The sequence below is a fragment of the Myxococcales bacterium genome, from assembly GCA_016717005.1.
In the GTDB taxonomy this organism is placed as follows: domain Bacteria; phylum Myxococcota_A; class Polyangia; order Haliangiales; family Haliangiaceae; genus UBA2376.
The window spans coordinates 150,284-161,248 of sequence record JADJUF010000008.1; the positions used below are offsets into that span (position 1 = coordinate 150,284).

10 protein-coding genes are annotated in these 10,965 nt (G+C 74.0%); 3 read left to right on the forward strand and 7 right to left on the reverse strand.

What is annotated here, in order from left to right; genetic code table 11:
• Position 1: 1 nt before the first annotated feature.
• The 3 genes from IPL61_10425 to IPL61_10435 form a co-directional block, all read right to left on the reverse strand.
• The gene (locus IPL61_10425; protein MBK9031722.1) at positions 2-778 is read right to left on the reverse strand and encodes a hypothetical protein; all 777 of its coding nucleotides are present in this window, start codon (positions 776-778) and stop codon (positions 2-4) included.
• A 79-nt stretch (positions 779-857) separates the two neighbouring features.
• The gene (locus IPL61_10430; GenBank protein ID MBK9031723.1) at positions 858-1,550 is read right to left on the reverse strand and encodes an outer membrane beta-barrel domain-containing protein; all 693 of its coding nucleotides are present in this window, start codon (positions 1,548-1,550) and stop codon (positions 858-860) included.
• A complete protein-coding gene (locus tag IPL61_10435) occupies positions 1,547-2,281 on the reverse strand; it encodes an outer membrane beta-barrel domain-containing protein (GenBank protein ID MBK9031724.1) in 735 nt (244 codons plus the stop codon). The genes IPL61_10430 and IPL61_10435 overlap by 4 nt, the downstream gene beginning before the upstream one ends.
• A 96-nt stretch (positions 2,282-2,377) precedes the next feature.
• Between IPL61_10435 and IPL61_10440 the strand changes: the two genes are divergently transcribed.
• Positions 2,378-3,739 (forward strand): sigma 54-dependent Fis family transcriptional regulator, encoded by a 1,362-nt coding sequence (locus IPL61_10440; GenBank protein MBK9031725.1) that lies wholly within the window; start codon positions 2,378-2,380, stop codon positions 3,737-3,739.
• Between the two features lie 274 nt (positions 3,740-4,013).
• Here the strand turns inward: IPL61_10440 and IPL61_10445 are convergent, their stop codons facing one another.
• Genes IPL61_10445 through IPL61_10460 form a run of 4 tightly spaced genes read right to left on the reverse strand, consistent with a single transcriptional unit; the run spans position 4,014 to position 6,834 of the window.
• Positions 4,014-5,303: a DUF3570 domain-containing protein gene (locus IPL61_10445; GenBank protein MBK9031726.1), complete on the reverse strand. Its 1,290-nt coding sequence runs from the start codon at positions 5,301-5,303 to the stop codon at positions 4,014-4,016.
• Positions 5,294-5,518 carry a DUF4266 domain-containing protein gene (locus IPL61_10450; GenBank protein ID MBK9031727.1) on the reverse strand — a complete coding sequence of 75 codons (225 nt, stop codon included), beginning with the start codon at positions 5,516-5,518 and terminating at the stop codon, positions 5,294-5,296. The genes IPL61_10445 and IPL61_10450 overlap by 10 nt, the downstream gene beginning before the upstream one ends.
• Before the next feature lie 9 nt (positions 5,519-5,527).
• Positions 5,528-6,313, reverse strand: a complete 786-nt coding sequence (locus tag IPL61_10455) for an SH3 domain-containing protein (GenBank protein ID MBK9031728.1) — start codon at positions 6,311-6,313, stop codon at positions 5,528-5,530.
• Entirely contained in the window at positions 6,313-6,834 is a 522-nt protein-coding gene (locus tag IPL61_10460; protein ID MBK9031729.1) for a hypothetical protein, read from the reverse strand. Before IPL61_10460 ends, IPL61_10455 begins: the two co-directional genes overlap by 1 nt.
• Positions 6,835-6,945: 111 nt before the next feature.
• On the opposite strand from IPL61_10460, the gene IPL61_10465 reads away from it, so the two are divergent.
• Both IPL61_10465 and IPL61_10470 read left to right on the forward strand, forming a co-directional pair.
• Positions 6,946-9,660 (forward strand): tetratricopeptide repeat protein, encoded by a 2,715-nt coding sequence (locus IPL61_10465; GenBank protein ID MBK9031730.1) that lies wholly within the window; start codon positions 6,946-6,948, stop codon positions 9,658-9,660.
• Between the two features lie 2 nt (positions 9,661-9,662).
• Positions 9,663-10,925, forward strand: a complete 1,263-nt coding sequence (locus tag IPL61_10470; GenBank protein ID MBK9031731.1) for a hypothetical protein — start codon at positions 9,663-9,665, stop codon at positions 10,923-10,925.
• The last annotated feature ends 40 nt before the right edge of the window (positions 10,926-10,965 follow it).

Genomic DNA, 10,965 nt, shown 5'->3' on the forward strand with positions numbered 1-10,965 from the left:
GCTAGCGCGCACGGGGGGCCTCGCCGGTCCGCCGCGCCGGCGGCGGCGCGGCGCTGGTCTTGCCGGCCTTGGCGGCCGCGGCCCGGGCGGTGGTCTTGACGTCGACGTCGAGGTGCAGCCGGTAGCCGCCGCGCTCGCCGCGCTTCCAGCCGTAGGCGATGTCGCCGTCGTCGGCGCTGCGCACCGCGACCTCGAGATCCTTGCCGGCCACGGCCTGGACCACGAACGTCGACTCGGTCGCGGTCGTGAAGCGCTCGTCGTCCTTGCCGATCAGCTCGAGCCGCACGCTGATCAGGTGCCGGCCGGGCGCGATCCAGCCGTCGAACCGGACCGCGTCGTCGGTGGCGATCGCGCCGGCGGTGTCGTCGAACACGCCGGCGCCGTCGAGCCGGATCACCGCGCGCGACACGCCCCAGAACCGGGCGCTGCCGAACTTCATCTTGATCTGGATCCGGGTCGAGTAGAGCGCGCTGGCGATCGTCGCGGCCCGGGCCCGCGACGCGAACAGCTCGTCGCGCAGCTTCAGGTACTCCTGCCGGAGCGTGTCGACGTCGTTGGCCTCGCTGGCGGGCGCGGTCTCGGGCGTGGTCGACTCGGACGAGGGCTCGGGCGTCGGCGGCGTCGGCGGGGTCGGGGCGGGCGCGGGCGTCGGCGCGGCGGGCGGCCCCGGCGGGGGCTTCTTCACCGGCTGCGCGGTCGCGCCGACGGCGCCGAGGACCAGCGTCGTCAGGACGGCGAGCGGGCGACCGCGAGAGTGGAGCCAGGTGCGTCCGTGCATGGAGAACTCCCGTCGATGCAGTGCGGTTCAGTAGGCGAGCGGTCCGGGGCTGGTGACGAGCCGCGCGGCGGCCCGCGGGTCAGTTCCCGAACGGCAAGAACATCGAGAAGCCGAAAGTGACCGAGGTGTCGTTGACCAGGAAGCGCTCGTCGAGGAGCTCCTGCCGGTACACGCGATCGCGGGCGTCGAGGCGCAGCGCCACCGCGTGGCCGACGAACAGCTTCATCCCGACCCCGGCCACGCCCATGGCGCCGCGGCTGGTGGCCGAGTCGACGACGCCGACGCCGGCGTCGAGGTGCAGATCGAACCGGGCGACCGAGCCGCCGAGGCGGAGCTTGCCGTAGACCGGGCTCCACACCAGCAGCGACTCGCCGTACAGGACCTGCGCGAAGTCGTCGGCCAGGACCACGCCGCGCTCGTCCTCGATCGCGCGGATCACGTCGGCGTTGGCGTGGGTGACGCCGCCGCCGAACTCGACCGCGGTCTGATCGGTCATGTGGAACGTGTAGGCGCCGCCGAGGACCCAGGTGCCGCTGAACAGATCCGACGCGTAGTAGCCGCCGAGCGCGGTCAGCTCGTGCCGGTGCTGCTTGACGAACAGCCGGTCGACCGCGCCCCGGCGCTTGCGCTTGAGCGCGAGCCGGTCGGCGATCTCGCGATCGACGCACATCGAGGTCGTGCGCTCGTCGGTGACCTTGGGCTCGGCGCGCGCGGGCGCGGCCGCGGCGACCGCGACGACCAGGGACACCAGGGCAGGGGTGAGCGTCTTCACAGGGGGGTGGGGATCCACAGGCCCAGCGCGAAGCTGGCGACCAGGTTGTTGGTGAGGCGGGTCTCGGCCGCGGCCTCCTGCACCGTGATCACGTCGCGCGCGTCGAAGCGCACCGTCAGCAGGCTGGTCGTGAACAGCTCGAGCGCGAACCCGGCGTCGAAGGTCGCGCCCTGGACGCTGTCGTGGATCAGGCGGCCGCCGCCGGCGTAGACCAGGAAGTCGCCGTGGACGATGTCGCCGCCCATCTTCATCTTGGTGTGGATCGGCGACCACACCAGGTTGGCCAGCGGCAGGTAGCCCATGCCCTTCTCGAACCGATCGTCGCCGAAGAAGTCGGCCAGCGGGCTGTCGAGGTCGAGCGCGACCGGGGTCAGCTCGAAGCCGAGCTCGAGGCCGAGATCCTCGGTGAACCAGAACCCGATCGCGCCGCCCGCGATCCACGACGACGACGTCAGGTCGCCGGCGTAGAGGCCGCCGCGGGCCATCAGCTCGACGTGGCCGCGCTTGGTGAACGCGCGCTTCTGGACGCCGCGCGGCCGCAGCGTCTGGCCGAGCTCGTCCTTGATCGACTGATCGAGGCACGATGGCAACGGCGCCTCCGACGGCGTCGCGGCGGCGGCGGCGGCGTCGGCCTCCGCGCGCGCCGGGTCGTCGGCGCGTGCGGGCGCGGTGGCCATGACCACCAGCGCCGATCCGACCATGGCGACGAGTCCCCTGCGGATGCGCAGCACTGCCGGGACGGTAGCGTGGCGCCCGGCGCGGGGTCAACGCGCGGAGGCGCCGCGATCCATCGGGGGGCGCGGGCCACCGGTGGTACACTGGCGGCGATGGATGTCCTGGGCGGAACCCGGATCCGCCGCGAGGCGACCCCGGCCACCGTCAACCTCCGGCGCTGCAAGCTGGTGGTCACGAAGGGCACCCAGCGCGGCACCGAGTTCGTGGTCGCCAGCGACGTGCTCCGGGTCGGCAAGGCGCCCGAGAACGATCTGGTGGTGTCCGACGAGACCGTCTCGCGCGTGCACTTCGAGATCGTCCGCGACGCCAAGGGCTACCTCGTCCGCGATCTGCACTCGACCAACGGCACGTTCCTCGACGGCGCCGAGATCAAGGAGGCGTACCTCCGGGCCGGGTCGGTGGTCGCGGCCGGCGCGGTCGAGCTGAAGTTCACGCCGTTCGAGGAGCGGATCGAGATCCTGCCGTCGGAGCGCGAGACCCTCGGCGAGATGGTCGGCAAGTCGACCGCGATGCGCGAGATCTTCGGGCTGATCGAGCGGATCGCGCCGACCGACGCGACCGTGCTGATCGAGGGCGAGACCGGCACCGGCAAGGACATGATCGCGCGCACGCTGCACCTGCTGTCGCCGCGGCACGCCGGCCCGTTCGTCGTCGTCGACTGCGGCGCGGTCGCGGGCACGCTGATCGAGAGCGAGCTGTTCGGCCACGAGAAGGGCTCGTTCACCGGCGCGGTCACGACCCGGCAGGGCGCGTTCGAGCTCGCGAGCGGCGGCACGGTCTTCCTCGACGAGCTCGGCGAGCTGTCGCTCGACCTCCAGCCCAAGCTCTTGCGCGTGCTCGAGCAGCGCGAGCTGCGCCGGGTCGGCGGCGCCAAGACGCTCAAGGTCGACCTGCGGGTGATCGCGGCGACCCGCAAGGATCTCCGCAGCGAGGTCGAGAAGGGCAAGTTCCGGGAGGACCTCTACTTCCGCCTCAACGTCGTCCCGATCACCGCGCCGGCCCTGCGCGACCGCAAGGACGACGTGCCGGCGCTGATCGATCTGTTCCTGACCAAGCTGGCGCCGGCCGGGCTGCCGGTGCCGACCCTGACCGACGCGACCCGGGCGGCGCTGTACGCCCACGACTGGCCGGGCAACGTGCGCGAGCTGCGCAACGTCATCGAGCGGGCGCTGGCGCTGGGCAGCGATCCCGGCGCGCTGGTGGCGCCGCTGGGCGGCGACCTGATGCGGACCGCGAGCGCCGGCGAGCTGGTCGACTTCCAGGCCGGGCAGTCGTTCCGCGACACCAAAGAGCGCTGGACCGAGGCGTTCGAGCGCCGCTACCTGACGTGGCTCCTGCGCCGGGCCGAGGGCAACATCTCCAAGGCCGCGCGCGACGCCGACATGGATCGGAAGTACTTGCATAAGCTCTTGCGCAAGTACGGCATCGGCGTCGAGGGCCCGGCCGACGACTAGCGGCGCCGCTGGGCGAGCCGCTGGCGTTCCGCTGGCGGTCGTCGACGCCCACGTCGGCCCGGAGGAGCGCTCGGTCCGTCGCGATCGTCATCGCCGAGGGCCATGCGCGATGGTCGCGCGCGCGTGGCCCGCGCGTGAGCGCGACCTGGCGCGGGCGCTCAGGCAAGCCCACCGTACGCGCCGCCACGGGCCCGGGCTCGGCCGACGACCCGCGCCGCTGCCGGGCGCTGGGCGGCGCGCGCGCGTCGTCGGCGCCGCCGCGGGCGATCCGCGGCTACCAGGCGGTCCGGAGGCCCAGCTGGACCTCGAACGCATCGAGCAGCTGGTTCGAGCTCAGGAACTGGGTGTCGCGGCCGCCGACGTTGGCGGCCTCGTCGTCGGCCGGGAGCTCGTCGAGCAAGTAGACGTCGGTCTTGAGGTTCCAGTCGACCCGATCGAACAGGCCCCAGACCTTCTTGTCGTCCTCGGCCACCGACAGGAGCGTCAGCTTGCCGCCGATGACGGCGTTGCGGACCGGCGACAGCTCGCGGTCGCCGGTGAAGTACGAGCCCGCGGTCGACTCGGTCTCGTAGAAGAACGCGTCCTTGAAGAACGTCGCGGCGGTCTGCTGGTACGCGCGGGCCCGGACCCGCAAGAGCAGCGACGAGCCCATGTACTGCGAGTAGGCCAGCTCGACCGTGCCCGAGTTGATGCCCCAGTTGTCGGCGTAGGCGCGGCCGGACAGGTGCACGGCCGAGCGCAGCTTGGGCAGGTAGCGGTTGAGCTTGACCGACAGCGCGACGCGGGCGCGGGTGTCGGGGATGTGCTCCTGCGGCTCGTTGGGGCCGACCCGGACCCGGCGGTACGGGTTGGACTGGAAGCCGTCGAGGACCTGGCCGAACAGGCTGGCCTGGAGCACCATCGTCGGCGACAGGTTCTGGGTCACGGTCGCCTGGGCGGTGTCGATCGTGAGCTCGCGCCAGGTGGTCGTCACCAGCATCGTCGCGTCGAGCGTGTCCTTGCCGAACACGCCGTAGTCCTTGGCGCACGGATCGGCGCCGGTCAGGGCGCGGCGCTCGAGCGGCTGCAGCTCGGCGTTGGCCTTGTCGCAGGCCTGATCCCGGGCGTGGCTGTAGCTGACCGCGAGGTTGGTGTTCTTGCCGGGCAGGTCGACCGCGCCCGAGCCGCCGACCGACAGCGACAGGTAGTCGCGCTCGACGCCGACGGTGCCCGACAGGCCCAGGCGCGAGCGCCGGCCCGCGAAGCCGAGCCCGAGCGTGCCGACGTGCCGGAGATCGGAGAACGTCGTGGCCGACGAGACCGCGTCGACCGCGTAGACCGCGGCGGTGGCGCCGGTGACCGCGTCGGCGGCGTAGCCGAGCGCGAGGGTGGTGTGGTCGCCGACGTCGACGCTGGCGTCGAGCTGCGGGTGGACGACCGTCAGGCCGCCCTGGCCGCCCTGGCGCTGCTCCTGGTACCACGTGGTGTTGACGTCGATGCCGTCGTCGGCGCGGGCCGGCGCCGCCCGCGCGGCGAGCAGCGCGGCCAGGCCCGCGAGCGCGGCGTGCGTGCGGGTCAGTTGCACCCGCAGCCCCCGCCGCCGGCGCCGGCGCCGCCGGCCGCGCCCTCGCGGTTGGTCAGGACGTGATCGTCGGCCGCGGCCTCCTGGGGATCCCCGTCGAAGGCCATGACCGGATCGGCCAGGAACTCCTTCTCGTTGGGCCGCACCGCGTAGCGACCGCACGCGCTCAGGCCGGCCAGGATGGCGAGCGACACGACGAGGGCGGACAGGCGCAGCATGGTGGACCCCTAGAAGAAGATCGCGAGGCCGCCGGTGACCTCGTCGCCGGACTCGGAGCGGTTCTGGTCGAACAGCACCCAGCGGCGGTAGTCGGTGCGCAGGGTGATCTGCTTCTTGAACGTGATCTCGAAGCCACCGCCGGCGTCGAGCGCGGCCAGGGTCTCCTCGACGTCGGTGAAGTTGTCGGCCTTGGGCCGCAGGTGCGCGGCGCCGAGGCTCGCGTGCAGGAACGGCCCGATCGCCGCGCCCGGCGCCAGCCGCAGCGTCCAGCCGGCGCCGGCGAGGAACACGTCGGTCTGGGCCCGCGGCGACAGCCCGGCGAAGCCCTCGACCGCGAAGTAGCGGTCGAGCACGTAGGCTGGCCGCAACAGGAACAGGCCCTCGCGATCGAGCAGCCCGGCCGAGAACGAGATCTCGACGTCGGCGTAGGGCAGGGGCGACGGGCCCAGGATGGCGCGCCGGATGCTGCGGCCCATGCGCGTGAACACGCCGGCCGCCTCGTCGGGGCCGACCTCGAACGGGAACACCAGCTCGCCCAGGATCCAGCCGGTGGTGCCGTCCTCGAGGACGATCCGGTACCAGAAGCCGCGGGTGCCGCGCTCGACCACCTCGAACACCTCGCCGCGGCGCGCGTCGTAGATGTTGCGGTAGCTGCCGCCCGGCCCGGTGTAGACCGGCGCGTCCTGGGCGATCACCCGCAGGTAGGCGTCCGCGTCGGCGGCGCGGGCGCCGGCGACCGTCGCCAGCGCCGCGGCGGCCAGCGCGACCGCGAGCACGCGGCCGACGTCGGTCATCAGAACCAGCCCTCGAACACCGCGACCGACGGGTCCGCGGCGGTGAACATGTCGCCGCCGCCGTGCGGATCTTCGCCGGTCAGCGGCTTGGTGAACAGCGAGCTGGCCTCGGGGGTGCCGCAGTTGAGGAAGCGGGTCACGACCTGGTAGTTGCGCGTGAAGTCGATCGGCTCGCTGACGTCGAGGCGCAGCGCCGAGCGTCCGTCGGTCTCGCCGTGGCAGCCGGCGCGCCCGACGCAGCTCTTGGCCATCTCGGGTTGGGCCAGGTACTCGGGCCAGATCCGGGTCCGGAAGTAGTCGGGCGACGGCCGGCACACGCCCGGCTCCACCGGGTCGTCGCCGAGATCGACGGTGGGGCAGCCGGCGCTCGCGAGCACCGCCGCCGTGACGAGGCCGCTGACGGCGGCGGCGCGACCGGCGCGCACCCACGCCCGTCCGCCGGCCCGGGCAGGGACGCGGCGGCTGTCGGAGGCACGGCGACCAGCGCCCTCGGGCTGGGTCCGGATGTCGGTGGCGACCATCCGGCGTCAACGTATCGCGGACCGCCCCGGGTTGTCATGATCGCTCGCTCGGATTTCGCGCGGGCCGAGCCGCTTGCGGCGATATGGTGCGCGCGGTTACGCTCGCGGCTCGTGGCAGACCAGCCGGCTGGATCCCGTCCTCCCAAGCCGCCGCTGGCGGTTGCTGCGGAGGGATCGCGGCCCCACGCGGTGCCGCCGCCGCTGCCGCCGGCGCCGAGCATGCGGGCCAGCTCGCGGTCCGAGACCCAGCCGCGGATCGCGATGCAGGAGCACCGGGCGGTGCGGTCGGCGATGGTCGCCCGCGACGGCCAGCTGAGCATGCTGCGCGACGTCGTGACCCGGGCGATCGACTTCCAGGCGCCGCAGCTGGTGACGCTGATCGGCAACCAGGGCACCGGCAAGACGCGCTTGATCGGCGAGCTGGTGCTGGGCCTCGAGGCGCCGGTGCGCGCCCACCACGGCCGCGCGCTCCCGGATGAGCCCGGCAGCGCGCTGGCGTCGATCCTGCGCGATCGGTTCGCGATCGAGGGCACCGGGCCCGCGGCCAGCGAGCGGTTCGGGGCCGAGATCGGCGCGATCTTCGGCGCTGAGGCCGCGCCCGATCTGTTGCACTGCCTGGGCCGGTTCGTCGGCCTCGACTTCCCGGCGTCGGCGTTCTTGCAGGTGGTCGCCGACAACCCGCGCCACGCCGAGGCGCTGTCCCGGACCGCGCTGCGCCGGCTGATCGAGCTCGACGCCGCGACCGCGCCGCTGGTGCTGGTGTTCGACGACCTCCACGTCGCCGACGATCACACGCTCGAGATCCTGACCGAGCTGGCTGCGGCGCTGGGCGGCTCGCCGGTCGTGATCATCGCCGCGGCGCGGCCGGAGATGCTGGTGCGCACGCCGGGCTGGGGCGAGGGCGCGGTCGACCACGAGCGGATCGACCTGCACAACCTCGAGCCCGACGACGCCGAGGCGATGTTCGCGAACCTGCTGGCGCAGTGCGGGCGGGTCCCCGACGAGCTGATCACGACCGCGATCGAGCTGACCGGCGGCAACCCGCAGTTCCTCGAGCAGCTGGTCCGCCGCTACCTGAGCGAGGGCGCGATCGACGCCACCTCGGGGCCGCTGTGGAAGCTCGACCTCGACGCCGCGCTCGCGATCGATCTGCCGATCAGCGTCGAGGAGGCCATCGAGGCCCGGATCGCCGCGCTCGACAGCGACGAGCGCGACCTGCTCGAGAAGGGCGCCGTCTTCGGCAACGTGTTCTGGAAGTCGGCGACGGTGGCGCTGACCCGGCTCGACGGCGCCGCCGCGTCCGTGACCGATCCGCTCGAGCGCGAGTGGGGCGACGGCGAGCCGATCCGGCGCCGCATCAGCGATCTGGTCTACGGCCTGGCCGAGCGCGACTACCTGCTCGTGCTCGACCTGGTCGACTCGTCGGTGCCGGGCGACGTCGAGATCGTCTTCAAGCACAACCTCGAGCGCGAGCTGATCGTCAACGCGACCGAGCCGCGCAAGCGCGCGCGCTACCACCTGCTGGCCGCCCAGTGGCTCGAGGCCCGGCTGACCGACGAGAGCGACGAGCAGCTCGAGTTCCTGACCGGGCTGTACGAGCGCGGCGGCGATCGGGCCAAGGCCGCGCGCTGTTACCTGCTGGGCGCCGATCGGGCCCGCGGGCGCTACGCCGCCGACGAGGCCCGCGGCCTGTACGAGAAGGGGCTGGCGCTCCTGGGCGCCGACGACGCGCCGGCGCAGATGGACGGCCTGCACAACCTCGGCGACGTGCTCGACCTGGTCGGCGAGTCGACGCTGGCGCTCGAGCGCTTCGCCGACATGCTCGACCTGGCGTGGCGCTTCGACAACCAGGCCAAGGCCGGCGCCGCCCACAGCCGGATCGCGCGGGTGCTGCGGCGCCAGGGCCAGTACGACCCGGCGATGGATCACCTGCGCCGCGCCAGCGACCTGTTCACGCACGCCCAGGACGACCGCGGCATCGCGTCGACGCTCGACGACATCGGCCGGATCCACTGGCTGCGCGGCGCCTACGGCCAGGCGCTCGACTTCCACCGGCAGGCGCTGACCCTGCGCAAGCAGCTCGGCGAGCGGCGCTCGATCGCGCTGTCGCTGGCCAACATCGGCCGGGTCCACTTCGACTCCGGCAACTTCAAGGCGGCGATCGCGCAGTTCCGCGAGGCCCTCGACCTGCGCCGCGACATCGACGATCGCTCGGGCGTGGTCGAGTCGCTGACCGACGTGGCCGGCGTCCACGGCGCCAACGGCAACCACGGCATGGCGCTGGCGCTGCTCGATGAGGCCCGCGAGCTGGCGGCCGAGATCGGCGACAAGCTGACCCTGGCCGAGGTGCTGTCGCGGGCCGGCGAGCACAAGATCGCCAGCGGCGACCTCGACGGCGCGATCGCGGATCTGGCCCGGGCCAAGGAGACCGCGCGGTCGCTGGGCGATCGGGTCGTGCTGTCCGAGAGCCACCGGCGCGCGGCCGAGGCCGAGCTGGCCCGCGGCGACCTCGCGGCGGCCGAGCGCGAGATCCGCTGGGCGCTGCAGATCGGCGAGAGCGTCGGGGCGCGGGTGCCGATCGGCGCCGCCCACCGCGCCGCCGCCCGCATCGCCGCGGCCCGCGGCGACCTCGCTTCCGCCGACGAGCAGTTCCGGCGCTCGATCGACGTGCTCGGGACGATGCGCAACGAGCTCGAGCTGGCGCGCGCGTACTGGGACTTCGCCGACTTCCGGACCGCCCGGGGCGAGGCCACCGAGGCCCAGGCCCTGCGGGCCCGCGCCGGCGAGGTGTTCGAGCGGCTGCGCGGCGCGGCCTCGACGGAGTGACCATGGACGACGACGAGCTGATGGGGCGGCTGGCGGCGGCGGTGCCGGTGGCCGCGCGCGAGGTCTGCGCCCGCCTGACCGAGGCCGGGTTCGAGGCGGTGACCGTCGGCGGCGCGATCCGCGACGTGCTCTTGGGGCGCACCGCCGGCGACTGGGACGTCGCGACCAGCGCCCACCCCGACGAGGTGGTCGCGCTGTTCCCGCGCACGATCCCGACCGGCATCGCCCACGGCACCGTCACGGTCATGGCGGGCCGCGGCGCCGACCGGCTGCCGATCGAGGTCACGACCTACCGCGGCGACGGCGCGTACGTCGATGGGCGCCGGCCGACGTCGGTGGTGTTCGGCGTGCCGCTGGTCGAGGATCTCGCGCGGCGCGATCTGGTGGTCAACGCGATCGCCTACGACCCGGTCCATCGCCGGCTCCACGATCCGTTCGACGGCCGGGGCGATCTGGCGGCGCGGCGGCTGCGCGCGGTCGGCGATCCGGTCGCGCGCTTCACCGAGGACGGCCTGCGGGTCATGCGCGCGATCCGCTTCGCCGCGACGCTCGAGTTCGAGCTCGACGCCGCGACCGAGGCCGCGATCCCGGCGGCGCTGCCGTCGCTGGCCAAGGTGTCGCGCGAGCGGGTCAAGGTCGAGCTCGACAAGCTGGTGGGGGCGCGGCGGCCGGCGGCGGCGCTGGCGATCGCGCGGCGCACCGGCGTGCTGGCGCAGGAGCTACCGGAGGCGACCCTCGCCGACGACGCCTGGGCCGCGCGGGTGGCGTGGCTCGAGCGCGCGCCCGGGCCGGCGCGCCTGGCCGTGCTGGTGGCGGGCGTCGGCGACGCCGCGGCCGCGGCCGCCGCCGCCGATCGGGCGCTGCGCCGGCTCAAGGCCGCCAACGACGAGCGGGATCGGGTCGTGCGGCTGGTGCGGCTGGCGCGGCTCGACGACGGCGCCGAGCGGGTCGTGCGGCGGGCGCTGGCGGCCTGCGGGCGGGCCCACGCGCCGCTGGCGGCCGCGCTGTGGCAGGCCCGGGCCGAGGCTGGCGATCCCACCGCGGCGCCGGTGGCGACCGCCGCCGCGCAGATCTTGACGCGCGGCGACGCGCTGGCGACCGGGGAGCTGGCGCTGACCGGCGCGGCGCTGATGACCGCGCTCGGCCTGGCGCCCGGGCCCGCGATCGGCCGGGCCCTCGCGGCGTGCCTCGACGCCGTGCTCGACGACCCCAGCCGCAACCAGACCGACGGGCTCGTCGAGCTGGCGCGCGCGGCGCTGGCCTGACGGCCGAGCGCAGGCCTACGCGGCGGGAGGCCGGGAGTTT

Coding starts and splice junctions, on each gene's coding strand:
- IPL61_10425 (MBK9031722.1), bottom strand. CDS start 778: ATGCACGGACGCACCTGGCTCCACTCTCGCGGTCGCCCGCTCGCCGTC.
- IPL61_10440 (MBK9031725.1), top strand. CDS start 2,378: ATGGATGTCCTGGGCGGAACCCGGATCCGCCGCGAGGCGACCCCGGCC.
- IPL61_10450 (MBK9031727.1), bottom strand. CDS start 5,518: ATGCTGCGCCTGTCCGCCCTCGTCGTGTCGCTCGCCATCCTGGCCGGC.
- IPL61_10455 (MBK9031728.1), bottom strand. CDS start 6,313: ATGACCGACGTCGGCCGCGTGCTCGCGGTCGCGCTGGCCGCCGCGGCG.
- IPL61_10460 (MBK9031729.1), bottom strand. CDS start 6,834: ATGGTCGCCACCGACATCCGGACCCAGCCCGAGGGCGCTGGTCGCCGT.
- IPL61_10470 (MBK9031731.1), top strand. CDS start 9,663: ATGGACGACGACGAGCTGATGGGGCGGCTGGCGGCGGCGGTGCCGGTG.